Annotated in this window: 16 protein-coding genes and 1 tRNA gene; 3 read left to right on the top strand and 14 right to left on the bottom strand. The window is 49.8% G+C overall.

Features of this window, described 5'->3' with window-relative positions; all coding sequences use genetic code 11:
- Nucleotides 1-16: 16 nt before the first annotated feature.
- The 10 genes from IQ217_RS07415 to ureA form a co-directional block, all read right to left on the bottom strand.
- The gene (locus IQ217_RS07415) at nt 17-1,429 is read right to left on the bottom strand and encodes a DUF3370 domain-containing protein (RefSeq protein ID WP_194019454.1); all 1,413 of its coding nucleotides are present in this window, start codon (nt 1,427-1,429) and stop codon (nt 17-19) included.
- Between the two features lie 100 nt (nt 1,430-1,529).
- Nucleotides 1,530-1,769 carry a hypothetical protein gene (locus IQ217_RS07410; RefSeq protein WP_190599022.1) on the bottom strand — a complete coding sequence of 80 codons (240 nt, stop codon included), beginning with the start codon at nt 1,767-1,769 and terminating at the stop codon, nt 1,530-1,532.
- 15 nt (nt 1,770-1,784) lie between these two features.
- Entirely contained in the window at nt 1,785-2,675 is an 891-nt protein-coding gene (locus IQ217_RS07405) for a sulfite exporter TauE/SafE family protein (RefSeq protein ID WP_194019453.1), read from the bottom strand.
- 5 nt (nt 2,676-2,680) lie between these two features.
- On the bottom strand, nt 2,681-3,220 hold the full coding sequence (locus IQ217_RS07400; RefSeq protein ID WP_194019452.1) for a rhodanese-like domain-containing protein: 540 nt from the start codon (nt 3,218-3,220) through the stop codon (nt 2,681-2,683).
- A 70-nt stretch (nt 3,221-3,290) separates the two neighbouring features.
- Complete coding sequence (locus tag IQ217_RS07395; protein ID WP_194019451.1) at nt 3,291-3,824, bottom strand: DUF3122 domain-containing protein; 534 nt, start codon at nt 3,822-3,824, stop codon at nt 3,291-3,293.
- A 47-nt stretch (nt 3,825-3,871) separates the two neighbouring features.
- On the bottom strand, nt 3,872-4,570 hold the full coding sequence (locus tag IQ217_RS07390) for an MBL fold metallo-hydrolase (protein WP_194019450.1): 699 nt from the start codon (nt 4,568-4,570) through the stop codon (nt 3,872-3,874).
- Between the two features lie 130 nt (nt 4,571-4,700).
- Nucleotides 4,701-5,456: an SIMPL domain-containing protein gene (locus IQ217_RS07385; protein WP_194019449.1), complete on the bottom strand. Its 756-nt coding sequence runs from the start codon at nt 5,454-5,456 to the stop codon at nt 4,701-4,703.
- A 224-nt stretch (nt 5,457-5,680) separates the two neighbouring features.
- A complete protein-coding gene (locus IQ217_RS07380) occupies nt 5,681-6,871 on the bottom strand; it encodes a transporter substrate-binding domain-containing protein (RefSeq protein WP_194019448.1) in 1,191 nt (396 codons plus the stop codon).
- Between the two features lie 215 nt (nt 6,872-7,086).
- Nucleotides 7,087-7,159: transfer RNA gene (locus IQ217_RS07375), tRNA-Glu, on the bottom strand.
- A 156-nt stretch (nt 7,160-7,315) separates the two neighbouring features.
- The gene (gene ureA / locus IQ217_RS07370) at nt 7,316-7,618 is read right to left on the bottom strand and encodes an urease subunit gamma (RefSeq protein WP_190599029.1); all 303 of its coding nucleotides are present in this window, start codon (nt 7,616-7,618) and stop codon (nt 7,316-7,318) included.
- A 160-nt stretch (nt 7,619-7,778) separates the two neighbouring features.
- Here ureA and IQ217_RS07365 point away from each other — a divergent pair, with 160 nt between their 5' ends.
- A complete protein-coding gene (locus IQ217_RS07365; RefSeq protein ID WP_194019447.1) occupies nt 7,779-8,192 on the top strand; it encodes an MAPEG family protein in 414 nt (137 codons plus the stop codon).
- A 205-nt stretch (nt 8,193-8,397) separates the two neighbouring features.
- On the opposite strand, the gene crtB is transcribed toward IQ217_RS07365, so the two are convergent.
- The 3 genes from crtB to IQ217_RS07350 all read right to left on the bottom strand — a co-directional run bounded on the left by crtB (nt 8,398) and on the right by IQ217_RS07350 (nt 11,464).
- Nucleotides 8,398-9,411: a 15-cis-phytoene synthase CrtB gene (gene crtB / locus IQ217_RS07360; protein WP_194019446.1), complete on the bottom strand. Its 1,014-nt coding sequence runs from the start codon at nt 9,409-9,411 to the stop codon at nt 8,398-8,400.
- A gap of 60 nt (nt 9,412-9,471) precedes the next feature.
- On the bottom strand, nt 9,472-10,890 hold the full coding sequence (gene pds / locus IQ217_RS07355; protein ID WP_194019445.1) for a 15-cis-phytoene desaturase: 1,419 nt from the start codon (nt 10,888-10,890) through the stop codon (nt 9,472-9,474).
- 298 nt (nt 10,891-11,188) lie between these two features.
- A complete protein-coding gene (locus IQ217_RS07350) occupies nt 11,189-11,464 on the bottom strand; it encodes a hypothetical protein (RefSeq protein ID WP_228016639.1) in 276 nt (91 codons plus the stop codon).
- A gap of 210 nt (nt 11,465-11,674) precedes the next feature.
- On the opposite strand from IQ217_RS07350, the gene IQ217_RS07345 reads away from it, so the two are divergent.
- On the top strand, nt 11,675-12,403 hold the full coding sequence (locus IQ217_RS07345) for a Bax inhibitor-1/YccA family protein (protein ID WP_190599034.1): 729 nt from the start codon (nt 11,675-11,677) through the stop codon (nt 12,401-12,403).
- 207 nt (nt 12,404-12,610) lie between these two features.
- Here the strand turns inward: IQ217_RS07345 and IQ217_RS07340 are convergent, their stop codons facing one another.
- Nucleotides 12,611-12,865, bottom strand: a complete 255-nt coding sequence (locus IQ217_RS07340) for a DUF1816 domain-containing protein (protein ID WP_190599035.1) — start codon at nt 12,863-12,865, stop codon at nt 12,611-12,613.
- 167 nt (nt 12,866-13,032) lie between these two features.
- On the opposite strand from IQ217_RS07340, the gene IQ217_RS07335 reads away from it, so the two are divergent.
- Nucleotides 13,033-14,856, top strand: a complete 1,824-nt coding sequence (locus tag IQ217_RS07335; protein WP_194019443.1) for a DUF389 domain-containing protein — start codon at nt 13,033-13,035, stop codon at nt 14,854-14,856.
- The last annotated feature ends 27 nt before the right edge of the window (nt 14,857-14,883 follow it).

The raw sequence follows: 14,883 nt of genomic DNA, 5'->3' as shown, positions 1-14,883 counted from the left end.
TCCCCCAGTTCCCTGGTCAGCGAGTCCTCACTGTCAACAGTTGGGGCGGTGTGGCATCGGGGGGATAGAGTAGATCCACCTGAACAGTGCGTTTTTCCCCCGGTTTTAGGTCTAGGGTGACCAAGTCTTCTCCCTTTTGCCCCCGTCGTTGCACCAGATGGTAGTAACGGTTATTGGTCTGACCCCGGCGATCGGTGTAACTGAATCTTACTGTGCCCCGGAAAAAGACATTGACAGCGGGAGGAACGAGAAAAGTTAACTGGTCATTGGATGCGTCATTAAACTTGAGTGGGGTTTCCACCGTCAGATCAACGGTCTGATTGCGGTTGGTGTTGTTCACCAGGGGTAAAGTCAAACTATATTGCACCCCATAATTGCCATGGGATTCATAGGCCGTATCCGGATAACGCACCGCCATGGGGGCAGACTGATTTTGGCCAGTGCCCATGCGTCCTCCCTCTAGGGAACTGATGGGATAGGAAAAGCCCCGTCCTGGTTCGGGAATATTTAATTGTTGGCTGTTGTCGTCGGTGATGGTGCCCTGCCACTGGGAGCCAATGGAAACCCCTGCCACCCGGCTATAAATTCGCCGTTGGCTATTGCGGGGAATACGGTCCCTGGGTTGCATGAGGTTAGCCGTTTTAAGCAAGTTTTCCCAATCCGCTAAGCGGGGAGCTTGTTCTACGCCAAAATTATCTTGGGGAGCATACATGGCCATGCTGGCCGCATGGATAGGAACGTTGGTGTTGAGACGGAGATAGGCAGAAAAACCATTGCGGGGCAATCTAATCGGTGGCGGCTGCCCGGGCACTGGGGTATAGTTCACCGGCAAAGGCTGATTGATCAGCATGCGACTTTGCCCAGCGGGAATGACAAATTTTTCGGGGTAATCACTCTGCCGTTGTCCCCGCAAAACATCGTTCATTACCCGGCTACCGGGGCCAGCAAAAACCTTACCGTCATTGTTTTCCACCACCGGCGGCAGATCAATAAATAGGGCATCGGGGGAAGTGAGGGAACTGGCTCCCTGGAGAATTTCCACCGTGGCGTCTTGCCGACTGCCATTGAACAATAACACCCCTAGGTATAAAGTCCTGCCTTCGGGAGATGCTTGGACAACGTGGTGGGCAAAGACATCAAACCGACCCCGGAAGGGATGATTCAGGTGGGCGTAGGGATGACCCATGCCAATGGAAGACAGGGTGGAGAGAATAATGCCTTCGTTAAAAATTAGTTCGGGACTATTACTGTTAAAAACCGGAATTTGATCTAGCTGCCCTGGCAAAGGACGCACCGGCTGCACTACTTTTAGTTCTTGGGGAGAGTCCCCAATGTTGGGAGCCGGCTGGGTGATTACCGGGGGAGGAGTGATGGGAATGGTGATCGGATTGGCTTGGGCCAGAACTAGAGGTGTGAGCAGAGAAAGCATGGATGATGAAGCAGGGCAAAAAATCGCTAATGGAGATGGGGACGGTCAAATTGGCTGAAAAGTGTCGTTTTTTCCCTTTAGACAAAAGGTTGCATTGGATTCAGGAGGGGGTATGGCGATCGCCCCACCATTCTTTAAAGGAGATAAGGGCATATAATCCCAAGATAACGAGGGTCGCCCAAGGGGAAAGGTAATGGGCCATGATGCCGCAGGCTAACCCTAGAAAAATTAGCCCCAGGGGAGCAGAAGTTTGCTGTGCATTGGAAAGATAAAAAAAGACGGCAAAAATTAGCAAGCCTCCGATCACCCCTAATGCTGTGTGGATAGCAATGGTTACCATGGTCCGTAAGGTTTTTTATTCCCCATTGATTCTGCCGGATCTACCGTTTTTTTGCAGCAATACTTGGGAGCTTATTTCGGGCAGATAGCTATTGGTCTTGGAACTCCATAGAGTGCCCCGTTGTTGAAAAAGAATAAAAGCGGCGATCGCCATGAGGAAGTAGGCAAAACCCTGCTGTAAATTTCTTGCATCAACAAAACCGGATAGATAGGAACCCAATAAAATTCCCAAGGCAGCGAAGAAGGTGAAACTCACCATCAAGTGATAGTCCAAACTAACTTGGCCAAAATAACCTAAAAAGCCTGCTGCAGAGTTAAAGGCAATAATCAACAAAGAAGTACCGATCGCCTCTTTCATGGGTAACTTTCCTAGCAATACCAGGGCCGGCACAATGGCAAAACCACCCCCTACCCCTACCAATCCAGTTAAAATGCCAATGGCAATGCCCTCAGTCAAAAGCCATAGCCAACAATATTTACAAATGGGGACAGGATAGGCTGCCAAGGCTGTTTCCTCAGTGGAGGCAGACTGGGGCCGCTGTTGGGATTTGAGGATCATAAAAATGGCCGCCACCAGCATCAGCACAGCAAATAAAACCAACTGGAATGTTTCCGTTACTAGGGGATGGGCTGCTAATTTAGCTCCTCCAAAGGCCCCTACCATGGTGGCAGAACCAAAAATCAAGGCCTTAGGCAAATTAACGTTCCCCCGACGCCAATGGGGAATTACCCCAATCAAGCTCACCACCCCCACAATCACCAACGTCATGGCGATCGCCGCCTTGGGGGGAACCTGCATAACGTAAACCAAAATTGGCAAAGCCAATACTGAACCACCGCCACCCAAAAGCCCCAAACTTAAGCCAATGCAACCTGCCAAAAAATAGCCCACCATCTGGAGCACCATGGCTATTACCCCTTAATTTGGTTGTAGGGTAATTTGCCCAACAGATTGGCCATCATGCAGGTGCCAGAAATGCCAGCAAATAACAATCCCGCCCCCACAAAACCACTGAGAAAATAGAATCCTGGAGCAACGAATGTACCTAATAAAACCCCTGTCAACACCAAGCTCCCGGCAATAATTTGCACCTGACGCATAATGCTGATAGGGGCGTTTTTTGTTTTTACCGTGGGCAATCCTGCTTGCTTCCAAGCTAACAATCCCCCTTCTAAATGGATGATTCCTTCCACCCCAGCGGCCTGCAACTGTTGCAGAGCATTACCAGAACGATTACTACTTTGGCAATACAACACCGTAGTTTTTCCTTCTGCCTGGGGCAATTGACTGGGATTAAGGCGAGATAGGGGGAGGGAATGGGCATCGGCGATGTGTTCCCCGACAAATTCCAGGGGTTCCCGCACGTCAACTAAGATAACCGCATCCTGCTGACGTAATTGTTGCAGGGTTTGAGGGGCAATGGTGGGGTTAGTTTGGGTCGAGCTTGTCATCATTAATCTCCGGGATAGTCTCTACAAAATCAGAAAAAAGTATTACACAGGATAACAACTAAATTAGCAATTATTCTGAGGACTTGGTCAACAATCCTTGCCATTCTTGAAGCACAAAATAAGGCACTTTGATTTGTTGATTTCCTTCTTTTAATGGTAAATCTAATGCCCAAATGCCATTCATTTCTAGCTTGGCAAAATCTGCGGTGACTAAAAATTGACCGACATTTTCCCCAGGACTCTCCGCCGCTAAAAGATCGGTTAAGTTAACAGTATTACCATCATTATCCTGAACCACTAAGGGAGCCGGATGGCGAAAGGATATTACCCCAGGAAAACCCACCAAGCGCAAATTAGTTTCCGTTTCACCAGTAGCTTTTACCCGTTTAAATAACACCACCTGCCAAGTATTTCCTTCCTGGTCCCGTAGGGATTGGCGGGATTGGGTCAGGGTTTGCCCTGGTTTTTCGGTGGTTTGCCGCACCAGGGCCGGAGTTGCCCCAGGCCAAAAAGTCGCCCAGGCCAGCCAAAGCCCCAGGCTGAGCACCGCTACGGTGAAGATTTTGCCCCAGGTACGGTAAAGGGACTGAAAGCAACTAGCCATAATTTGCAACGGATTTTTCACCGGGAAATGGGTCTAGAATTAGATTTTTAAAGAGGTACGGCCCTTTGACCACAGAGTTGGTTGGCGGGGACAGCTTCCATAATTTTTTGGGGATCGGGCAGGTTCAAACTATCCATAAATTCGATAAATTCCTGGCGATCTCGCCCCAGCAATCGGGGATTAAAACGTTTTTCTTCCCCAATGGTGGAAACGGTTTGGCCTCGGTAATCATGGCCGGGATAAACCAAAACGTCATCGGGTAGGGTAAATAATTTACTGTGGATAGAGTCATACAAAGTACCGGCATCCCCACTTTGAAAATCCGTCCGACCACAGCCCCGAATTAGTAGAGCGTCGCCCGTTAACACATAGCTTTGATTCACCAAAAAAGCTAAATGGCTGTCAGTGTGCCCTGGAGTGGCGATCGCCTGGATGGGGATGGAACCAACATGGATAATTTCCCCATCCTGCAAATGGCGGTCAGCACAGTCCACGTCAGCATATTGGGGGACGAGGTTTTGACAGCCAGTCAATTGCCGCAGTTTTCCCGCTCCAGTGATGTGGTCAGCATGGACGTGGGTTTCCAAACAAAAAATCAACTTGAGGTCTAATTCTTTTAGTAGGCGTAGATCTCTATCCACTTGTTCTAAAACAGAATCCACTAAGGCCGCAGACTGACTATGGGGATCAGCAATTACGTAAGTGTAAGTGGAGGTTTCTGGGTCAAATAATTGACGAAATTGCATGGTTTTTATCGACTCTACTCTTTAGATCGTGCTACGGAAACAAGCAAAGGTCAATCAGCCACTGGTTAGATCTTTTGATTGCCAGAGAAAATACGGATAAAGTCCGAACCTGAACAAAATCCTGGGATAATTATTTCATACTAAAAGTAATAGAAACCACTGCAGTGATGTCCTTCTCAACGGAAGAGGTGTCATACATTCCCATATCGCTAACATCGGTGGAATTGCGGGAGGTAATTTGAAAAACCCCCGTTTGGGCACTCCGCACTGGTCCCACCTTACTATTGGTGTTACTGGCGATCGCCTCGGCCCGAGCTTTGGCATCCTTGGTTGCTTCCGCCACCATTTCAATCCGGAGGGGAGCTAACTCCGTGTAAAGGTACTGGGGAGGCTCCACGGTCAAGTTAATGCCCTCATTAATAAGTTCTGTGGCTTCCTGGGACAATTTAGCGTAGCGTTCCACATCATCAGCTCCGATCTCAAAGCGCTGGGTGAGGCGATAGGCCAAGGTTCTGCCAGTTTCCTGGCCATTTTCGGTAATTTCGGGAATGGCATAGGTTTCCATTGCCCCCATACTAATGGCTTCCTTGGGCACATTTTTCCCTTGTAGGTAAGCCTGAACCCGTTCCGTTTGACTTTGTAAATCCTGGTAAGCGGCCTGGGCTGTGGGTTGCTGACTGGAGACAGACAATCCCCAAGTAATGTAGTCGGAAGTAATGGGGCGTTTAGCTGACCCCGTAACGATCAAAACATCATTGGAGCTTTTCACTTCCAGTAAGGCCTTGGCGGCGATCGCCGTACTGACCACTAAAGACAGGGAAAGTAAGGCTAAACCAATCAATAATTGGGGAAATTTCGGCGGTAACAGGGCCTTGGTTGTATTCATGGAGAGTGCAGCCAAATTTTCAAAAAGAACTTAGCTGCCATTGCCGAGAAAATAAGCCCCAGGAATACAGCTAGTCCAAGGCTAGCACCCAGGGGAGGAATTTCCTTTGGCTAGGGACAGTAAAAACTCGGGCCGTCCTTGGGCCAAGCCTATGATTAATAGGATTCTGGCGATCGTCGAGACAGGTATGTAAGCAAGTCCAATTTGGTTAATGGGGCAGTAATCTAGCCGGAAATTTCACCACTATCGTCGGGGGGAAGGTCTTGATTTTCTTCCACGCCTGGCCCCAACCACCGTTCAGTAAATTCAGTTATTCTTCTGCTATAAATTAAATCCAGTATTTCCACATTGAGGGGCTTTTTCAAGGGGCTATTTTCCTCGATCACAAAACCATAGGGTTCTAAGGAAATACGAATTTCTGTTACTTTTAATTTCGCCTCGGGATGCTGTTGGGTGTAATAAATTAATGCCGGTCGGTCGAACATTACCGCCTGCACCTGCTCTTTTTCTAGCAAGGCCACTGCCCCAACTAAGTTATTGGCCTCCTTGATATCCGCTCGATAAAACTGGGCCCAATCCACCGCAGTTGTGTCCCGCACCACAGCTATATCTTTATTTTTGATGTCATTGACGCTACTGAATAGGGGAGTGGCATTGGCTTCAGATAGGGCCGTAGTGAAAGCTGAAGCTAATCCCGCCGTGATGGAGGAAAAACTCAGTAGCGCCACCACCATCCATACCCCTGCCACCAGTTGTCCTAACTTAGTCCGCGGCGATCGATCGCCATAGCCCACCGTTGTTAGGGTAACCAGGGCAAACCACATGCCATTTTGCACTCCTTCTGGGTAATGGGGGGAGAACTGCTCTGGATTTTTGCGATGTTCTGCCAGCCAAATTAAATTTCCCACCAAAAACAACAGTAGGGTAAGCACTCCCGCCGAAGACAGGGCCGCCAGACCAAAAAAGGGAGCCAATCTCTCCCATAGGCCCAACGGTTCCCCAGGGATCAATATTCCGACTCCACTGCTGAAATAGGGTTGGGTAAAGGTGATGCCTTCGATGGCCGCCCGCTCTGGGGTGACGCTAATGGGGCCAATCAAAATATCTAGCTTCCCTTCTGCCACCGCTTTAATGCCCTCGGAGATAGAGTTTTGTCGTAAATACTCCGAATTCCATTTCTGGGACTGGGCAATGGCTCTCCACACATCCAAACTAATGCCAGTTACCTCTCCATCATTTTCTCCGTGAATCACAAATGGTGGATTGCCCACCACCCCCACTTTCAACTTTTGGGAATTGGATGGTCCGGCAACTTGACCCTGCACCGGTTCGTTCCATTGCCCCGTAGTCATGTCAATGGCGATCGTGGCAAAACTAAGGGAAACCACCAGCATTAGGCGACGCAGGATTAACATTAGTCAAACAAAGCCTCGAAGACAAATAACTACGACCCTATACTGCCATAGAGTTTGGGCCTTGCCATGGCGGTGCTGTTTTCGTCCACAAGTTTCCGCCTATGCTTTTTGCTTTTTGAGCCAGCAGAGGAGTTTAAACTTTCTGGGGAATTTTTTCAGTACGCAACAAAAAAGAAGTCCCGAAGAACCCCTTTTCGTTTTTTCTTTTTTTTTAATACCCCCAAGGGAATTCGAATCCCTGTCGCCTCCGTGAAAGGGAGGTGTCCTAGGCCTCTAGACGATGGGGGCTAGGCGGTCTTGATAACGAGCCGTTATTTCAGACGTTTTTAAATATAGCGATAAAGATTGATCACTGTCAACCCTAGGCAATGATTTTTTTCCACGGTCAACGGGGCTGGGGTTTAACGACCAAAAAGTAGGCCGCTCTGTCTAACCAACCCATTGCTAGCGAATGGGGTCGTGGACTGTCACCAGTTTGGTGCCATCGGGAAAAGTTGCTTCCACCTGCACCTCTGGCAACATTTCCGGCACCCCCTCCATGACTTCGTCCCGGCTCAATAGGGTGGCGCCATAGTTCATCAACTCCGCCACAGTGCGACCGTCCCTGGCCCCTTCGAGAATGGCGGCGGAAATATAGGCCACTGCCTCGGGGTAGTTGAGTTTCAGCCCCCGGGCTTTACGGCGTTCTGCTACTAGGCTAGCGGTAAAAATCAGTAGTTTATCTTTTTCTTGGGGGCTTAACTGCATGGGATAAGAAAAACAAAAAGAGCTTGACTGGGAAAAGCAAAGAGTTGGGGAATAGAATACCCTGACCGTCAGTATAGCGATTAGTCCGACCAAATTAATGGTTGGGGGGAGGGGAGCTTTTTGGGCTAGTCTGAGACTATACATTCTCTCAACGGGACCGATGACGACAACGGAGCTACTCTGGCCAGCTTTGATCACTGCTTTGGCGGCGGTGCTTTATCTAGTATTGGTGATTAATGTGGGAAGGGCCCGGGCCAAGTATGGGGTAATGCCACCGGCCACCACAGGGGACGAAAATTTTGAACGGGTGCTGAGGGTGCAATACAACACCCTGGAGCAGTTGGCATTTTTCCTGCCGGGGTTATGGCTATTTGCTCTTTACCGAGATCCAACCATTGCCGCTATTTTGGGAGCTGTCTGGTTGCTGGGGCGCATTCTCTACGCCTGGGGCTATTACCAAGCGGCGGAGAAAAGGATGGTAGGTTTTGCCTTGGGTTCCCTTAGTTCTATGGTCTTGGTGGTGGGGGCATTGCTGTCCATTCTTTGGCAGTTATGGCTCCTGGCTTCTCCTTAAATACCTTTAAGTGCATAGTGCGGTTTCCCACGGTCTGATCGGGAAAGCACTGGGGCGATCGCCTTTGTTCGCTACACTGATAGTTTGAACCCTTCATAAAGTGAGTCCTTAGCCCGCCATGGTTAGGGGCTTTTTTTCCACCGCATCGAGTCAAATCAGTAGCTACTATCTATTGATCAAAATTTTTCAAAATTTTACTAAAACCCTACAGCACCTGGGCTCTCAACCAGGCCACGGGCAAATACAGCAACTTCTTGGGGGTGGGCACATAGGCCCGGCGATCGAACACGTTGTAATTGTTTGCTTCAATCACATTCAAAATGCCTTTGTATAGCATTAGTGCAGTCCACACTGGCCAACGGGCATCCCGATTTAAGGCTCGAATACCCCGTTCTGCATCTTCAAAGTAGGCCCGGGCCCGTTCGATTTCAAACTTCATTAGGCGACGCCAACGGTCATCGTTGACCCCATTAAGCAAGTCCTGTTCGCCATAGTCGAACCGCTCCAAATCTTCCAGGGGGAGGTAAATTCTGCCCCGTTCCACGTCTTCCCCCACGTCCCGCAAAATATTGGTCAGTTGGTTAGCCACTCCCAAGGCGATCGCCTCTTCCTGGGGAATGTACACCGCATCGGGTTGCCAAGGAGCTTGGCCATTGCCAGTATCCACCCCCAATACGGCACTGGACATCAAACCGACAGTGCCCGCCACCCGATAACAATATAGGTCTAATTCTTCAAAGGTTTGGTAACGGGAACGGTAAAGGTCCATCCTTTGCCCGGCGATCATGTCCCGAAAGGGCTGAATGTCGAGGGGAAAAGTTTCTAGGGTATCCACCAGGGCTACATCGGCATCATCCTGGGGGTGCCCAGCAAAAATGGCTTCTAGGCGTCTTTCCCAATGGTCCAACGTTTCCGGGGTGGTGGTGGCCGCCTGGGGTCCATCCACTAGCTCATCAGTCCTACGGCACCAAAGATAAATTGCCCAAATAGCCCTCCTTTTCGCAGGGGGCATCAGCAAAGTTCCCAGATAAAAAGTTTTTGCGTACTGGGCCGTTACTTGACGACAAATTTCGTAAGCTTCCTCAACAGAAGCACAGGGCTTTGCAGATGGAGACGGTTTGGGCAGTTGTAACATTAAGGACGGACGGGGTTCGGAAGTCAGCCACCAGGATTGGGGTTTGGTAACTGCACGCTGGGGGGAAATTTGACCGTTAGCCATTTAGCATTGTCGCATTAGGGTTGCCATTTGTCAGGAAGATTACCAGGGAGTCCAGGCGGCTTAACCCACGGTGACTATTTCCCGGGTGGGGGGAACGGTTTGGGGGGTGAAATCGGCGGCGATCGCCTGGGCACATTGTTTGCCGGAAAGCACGGCCCCTTCCATACTGCCCAAGTATTTTTGCATGGTGAAGTCCCCTGCTAAGTAAAAGTTTGGCACCGATGTCCGTTGATCGGGGCGACAGGCCTGCCGTCCTGGAGTCGCTTTGTAGACAGAGCGGGGGGTTTTGACCACGTGGGATTTCAGCAGTTGGGCCGGATTATCGCCGCCAAAGTGTTGGGGAAAGAGTTGTTTAATCTCCGCCATGGTGGCCGCCACAATCTCTTCGTCGGATTTGTTGATCCAATCATGGGCTGGGGCCAGCACCAACTCCAACATGGATTTGTCTGGATCACTATATTCCCGGCAGGTATTACTCATGTCGGCGTAAACACTCAGCAACGGCGATCGGGAAAAGAGGAGATGGTCAATGTCCGTTAATTTGCGGTCGAACCAGAGGTGGAGGTTAATGACTGGCACTCCTTCCAGTCCTTGGATTTGCTTGAATTCAGGATAGTCTCGCCAGGGGGCCGGCACCATGGTTTTGAGGGGGTCCACTGGCATGGCAGAAACGTACAGGTCCGCGGTGACAACCCGATCTTCTGCTCCGTCTAAGCCCCGGATTAGGTAGCCTTTAACAGTGCCGTCTTCGTTGAGCAAAATTTCCTTGAGGGGAGCATTGAGATGTACTTCTCCCCCCCGTTCCGTGATGTAATCCACCAACGGCTGGCAAAGGCGTTCCGGCGGCGCTCCATCCAGGAATGCCATCTTAGAACCATTTTTTTCCTGTAAAAAGCGATTGAGGGCGGTGAGTAAAATGGTGGCGGAAATTTCATCGGGGTCAATGAAGTTGAGCGCCTTACTCATGGCAATAAAAACTTCTTTTTCGATGCGGGGGGGAATGTTTTGTTTGGCCATCCACTCGGACCAGGTATATTTATCCATTTCTTCCACATAGCTCTGGCCCTGGACAATGGCGGGTAAAAGCCCCAAACCAAAGCGAATTTTTTCCGGCCAGGTGAGCATATCGTTATTGCGGAGAATAGCCACCAAACCATTGATGGGAGCCGGAATATCAGGAAAATCAAAACGGGAATAGGTGCCTGGTTTCTCCGGTTGGTTGAAGATCATGCTGTGTTCTTTCCATTGCAGACGATCTTCGATGTCCAATTCCTTAAACAACTGCAACATGTTGGGATAGGCCCCAAAGAAAATATGCAGGCCGGTTTCATACCAATCTCCGTCCTCATCTTTCCACGCGGCGATCTTCCCGCCTAATACATCCCTACGTTCCAAGACGACGGGGGTAAAGCCCGCATCGGCTAAGTATTTGGCACAGGCTAGGCCGGCTAATCCGGCTCCGGCGATCACAACGCGCATAGGTTACTGTCTCGCTAAGGCATTTGGGGTTTACGGGTTGATTGTTATTATACTTTACGTTTCGTAATATTTTGGGGGATTTTGCCAAGATAGCCAATTTGTATTAAATGCTACCAGGGCGATCGCCAAGGGTGAAAACTTCCTCTGGCCAGGGGATGGGAGGATTTTATCGGCCCAGGGTCCCCCCCTCAAATGGCGACGGTAACTTTTGCCCTGCCCCCCGGATCCTCAGCGATGCCAGCTAAACTGCGTCCATAGTAATGATCTGGAAAAAATAGTCAACCGCACCGGCAAGGGATCAGGAATAGTCTTCCTCGCTTTCGGCTTTCTCCATCGCTTCTGTTTCCTTTTTCTTTTCTGCCAGTACACAAGCCTGCCCTGCCCCCAATACAAAGCCGGCGATCGCCCCGAACCAAATTAAGCGCCGGCCATACAACGTGCGATAGGGCTGACTCATGTTGACCTGTACTTGGCTAGGCCGTTGACGCAGAGCTATTTGCCCCATGCCCCAACCAAACACAGTGCCGAGTAGGGCAGTCATAACCCCGCTCAAGACAACAACACGGTAATTCATAGGACTAAGGCCTCCTGGTCTGACAATGGAACAATACACAGTTCATGCTTAGCTCAGCCGGCGGGATCAAGGGGCGTAAATAGCCCGTAAATAAACGCTTAGAGGGACTTACCAGCACTTAAAGCAAGGCCATGGTTGTCGATAGTATATTAAAGGGAAGGGAAAAAATTTTTCTCCCCTGTGATTATCCTAGTCAAAAATCCACTTTTTATGAGTAATACCAGCAATTTTCGTCAGATCATGGCGGAGGCAAAAGGCCAAAGTCTGATCGGGCCAAACGTGATCAAAAATGCCCTCCCCTATCTTGGCGGAGGCTTGGTACTGACAGCGGCGGGAACCTTTGGCGGTCTCAGCGTCATGCAGGGTAACCCTGGTCTATTTATGACCACCTTTTGGGCTGCTTTAATCGGTAACTTCATTCTCTTTTTTGTGGCCATGCGGGTGGCCCAAAGTGGTAACAACGCCACCGCCCTGCCCCTGTTAACTTTGTACAGTTTGCTTTCGGGCTATACCCTGAGCGGCATTATTTACCTGGCGCTCCAGACTAGTGGAGTAGGTATACAAGGCATTGGTATTGCTGCCTTGGGCTGTGGAGTAACCTTTGTGGTGGCCCGTAGTGTTGGCTCTAATTTATCGGAAGAAGATGGCATTGCCCTGAGCAAAACCGTAAGTCTGGCCTTGATTGGCCTGGTGGTGGTGATGCTCCTCCAAGTGGTGCTTGGGTTTTTCGGCATAATTACCCCCACATTTCTGGAAGTAGCGATTTCCGCCTTCGGTGTCTTGCTGTTTGCTGGAGTATCGGTGGTGGACTTTTTCGTGCTACCCCGCACCTACCGGGATGATCAATATCTGGCCGCATCCCTGTCCATGTATTTGACCTATATCAACCTTTTTATCTTCATTCTGCGCCTACTGATTGCCCTCAACGGTCGAGACTAGTTTAGATCGGGCGATCGCCTGATTGCTATCGTTGATGCTGACTAAAACATCAGTCTAAAAAACCCAAAATAAAGCTAATCCCCCAGTTGCATTAAACTAGGGGATTTTTTTCTGGGGGATCGGGAAAATGGAATGAAATGGAGGCTTGAATCCCTGGCCATGGGGAGCTTGATTAATAGTCAAAACTTAGCCCCTGGTGGGGAGTTCTCAGCCTTCGATGGTTAATTTTCTCGGCTTATAGGAGCGTTCTATCTTATATTCGATGCCCTGGGCTCCCTCCATCTCCAAATCCTGGAGATAACCTTGGTGATGGGCGATCGCCTCTTCCTGGGAAGCAAAAGGTCCAAAATAATAAATACAGCGGGGGGACTGGGTGGAAACACGAATCCACCATTTACGGTTGGCAAAAAAAGCTAGACTGACAACGGAGAAAAAAACGAGGAACAGCAGAACGCCAAACATAAACAACTCGCTCGATGGAAAGTAATAGATGATATGGGAATGATTTAAGGCAAGATGACTTGGGAGAGCCTGGACGCAAAAAGGCAGGGCAGGATAATCCGACCAACTCTCCCCAGAGTATAGTATTGGTCAAAGCACAATGGAGACTATTCATTTCATCCCAGCCTATGTCCAAGTCGAAGTCCTCCGGGCACCGTTTTTCTTTGTTGATGTTACTGCGGTTACGCCGTGGCTTTACAGCTAACCTGGACTTGACCGATGAACATAAGGTGCAAATCTACACCCAGCTTTCTGAATCCGTCAGCCTTAGGGACATCAGCTACTGGATTGAGGTTTTGTTTGCAGCGGGCATTGCCACCCTGGCTTTGGTGCTCAACAGTCCAGCGGTAATCATTGGGGCGATGTTAATTTCCCCCCTGATGGGGCCAATTTTGGCCAATGGTATGGGTTTGGCGGCGGGGGATGTGGTGCTCTGGTTGCGGGCAGCTTTTAACTTACTGCTGAGCTGTAGCTTGGCCATTATTTTTGCGGCTATTTTAGTAGTAATTGTTCCTTTTAAGGAAATTACCCCTGAAATTTTGGCTAGAACTAATCCCACCTTGTTGGATTTAATTGTGGCTCTGTTTTCCGGCGCCGTGGGATCGGTGGCCACCTGCAAACAAGCTAAAGGGGTAGCAGCCTCCTTGCCTGGGGTGGCGATCGCCGTGGCCTTGATGCCGCCATTGTGCGTAGTGGGTTACGGCATTGGCATCTATTTCAGTCTTAATTCCTCCCAGGGATTAACGGTGGCCAAGGGCGGAGGACTGCTGTTCATCACCAACCTCGTAGCCATTGTTTTCACGGCCATGATTGTCTTCTTTTTCGTCCACTTTGATGTGCGGGCAGTGCGGGAAGCCATTGGGGAGTGGAAACAGGAAAATCCCGAGAGCCAAGTGGTTAGTTCCTGGTTGAGAAAATTCCCTGCCTACACTACCTTCCAGCGGGTCGGAGGATTACCCAGTCGCTTTTTACTTATCCTGGTCACCCTGGGCATGATTTCCTTTCCCCTGACTAAATCCCTGGAGCAGGTGCGTCGTCAAGTGACCCAGCAACGGGAAGAAAACCAGCTAAACTCCACCATCAAACAGGTGTGGCAGGATAACTTCGGCGACACTGGCAATGAAGGGGAGTTTCATTCCTACATTGACCAGGTCAAAGCGAAGCAAGACGATAAGCAAATCACTGTGCAACTCCAAGTGGTGACCGATAAGCTTTACAGCCAAGACGATGAAAAACGTTTTATTGATCAGTTGGCCACCGCCCTCGACCGTAGTCCCAGCAATATCAGTTTGCGCTTTGTGCAAATTCCCACTAGCCAAGCGGTCAATACGGAACCCATTGCGGTGGTTTCAGAGTTAAGTTATCTACCGGATTTACAGGGGGAATTAATGGCGGAAATAGGCCGTTCCCTGGCCCTAGTCACCCTACCCGACACGCTGCAGTTGGTGGATTACCAAGTGGTACTACGCAGTGATAGTTCCCCCCTTAAGTTGGTGGTGGTCTATCTTGGCGATCGGGATTTACAGGAAGATGCCCAAGCTATCCTCTCTGGCCAAATTCGGCGTTCTTTACAGGTTAATGATGCCGTTGTGGAGTACCAACGCCTGGCCACAGATCAAGGCGTTATCCCCCTCACCATTGTTGACGAAACCGTGGCGATCGACAGCGCTCCCCTTAACCTTTCTAGCCAAGCTCAAGCAACCCTTAACACTGTGGGGCAAATTCTCCAGGCCTACCCAGTTCTGCATTTGCGCCTCACCATCCAGCGCCCCCCGGACAGTAATCCAGCCAGTCTTTTTTCCCAAACCGAACAAATCAGAACCTATCTGAGTGATAACTGGCAAATTGCCGATAGCCGGGTACAGGAAACCACCAACGTGGGCGAACCAACCCAGGTGTCCTTCAGTCTTTTTCTTCGAGATGATATAACGGACGGTAAGGGCAATCCCTAATCAATAGTTGAAAATTTAGATAAATTG

The sequence above is a fragment of the Synechocystis salina LEGE 00031 genome (assembly GCF_015207985.1).
GTDB classification, from domain to species: domain Bacteria; phylum Cyanobacteriota; class Cyanobacteriia; order Cyanobacteriales; family Microcystaceae; genus Synechocystis; species Synechocystis salina.
Note: the sequence above shows the minus strand (reverse complement) of the source record. Positions and strands in the feature narration are given on the sequence as shown.

Bases quoted from the DNA above. Each gene is read 5' to 3' on its own strand.
- IQ217_RS07415 (WP_194019454.1), bottom strand. From the start codon at position 1,429: ATGCTTTCTCTGCTCACACCTCTAGTTCTGGCCCAAGCCAATCCGATC.
- IQ217_RS07410 (WP_190599022.1), bottom strand. From the start codon at position 1,769: ATGGTAACCATTGCTATCCACACAGCATTAGGGGTGATCGGAGGCTTG.
- IQ217_RS07405 (WP_194019453.1), bottom strand. From the start codon at position 2,675: ATGGTGCTCCAGATGGTGGGCTATTTTTTGGCAGGTTGCATTGGCTTA.
- IQ217_RS07400 (WP_194019452.1), bottom strand. From the start codon at position 3,220: ATGACAAGCTCGACCCAAACTAACCCCACCATTGCCCCTCAAACCCTG.
- IQ217_RS07395 (WP_194019451.1), bottom strand. From the start codon at position 3,824: ATGGCTAGTTGCTTTCAGTCCCTTTACCGTACCTGGGGCAAAATCTTC.
- IQ217_RS07390 (WP_194019450.1), bottom strand. From the start codon at position 4,570: ATGCAATTTCGTCAATTATTTGACCCAGAAACCTCCACTTACACTTAC.
- IQ217_RS07385 (WP_194019449.1), bottom strand. From the start codon at position 5,456: ATGAATACAACCAAGGCCCTGTTACCGCCGAAATTTCCCCAATTATTG.
- IQ217_RS07380 (WP_194019448.1), bottom strand. From the start codon at position 6,871: ATGTTAATCCTGCGTCGCCTAATGCTGGTGGTTTCCCTTAGTTTTGCC.
- ureA (WP_190599029.1), bottom strand. From the start codon at position 7,618: ATGCAGTTAAGCCCCCAAGAAAAAGATAAACTACTGATTTTTACCGCT.
- IQ217_RS07365 (WP_194019447.1), top strand. From the start codon at position 7,779: ATGACGACAACGGAGCTACTCTGGCCAGCTTTGATCACTGCTTTGGCG.
- crtB (WP_194019446.1), bottom strand. From the start codon at position 9,411: ATGGCTAACGGTCAAATTTCCCCCCAGCGTGCAGTTACCAAACCCCAA.
- pds (WP_194019445.1), bottom strand. From the start codon at position 10,890: ATGCGCGTTGTGATCGCCGGAGCCGGATTAGCCGGCCTAGCCTGTGCC.
- IQ217_RS07350 (WP_228016639.1), bottom strand. From the start codon at position 11,464: ATGAATTACCGTGTTGTTGTCTTGAGCGGGGTTATGACTGCCCTACTC.
- IQ217_RS07345 (WP_190599034.1), top strand. From the start codon at position 11,675: ATGAGTAATACCAGCAATTTTCGTCAGATCATGGCGGAGGCAAAAGGC.
- IQ217_RS07340 (WP_190599035.1), bottom strand. From the start codon at position 12,865: ATGTTTGGCGTTCTGCTGTTCCTCGTTTTTTTCTCCGTTGTCAGTCTA.
- IQ217_RS07335 (WP_194019443.1), top strand. From the start codon at position 13,033: ATGTCCAAGTCGAAGTCCTCCGGGCACCGTTTTTCTTTGTTGATGTTA.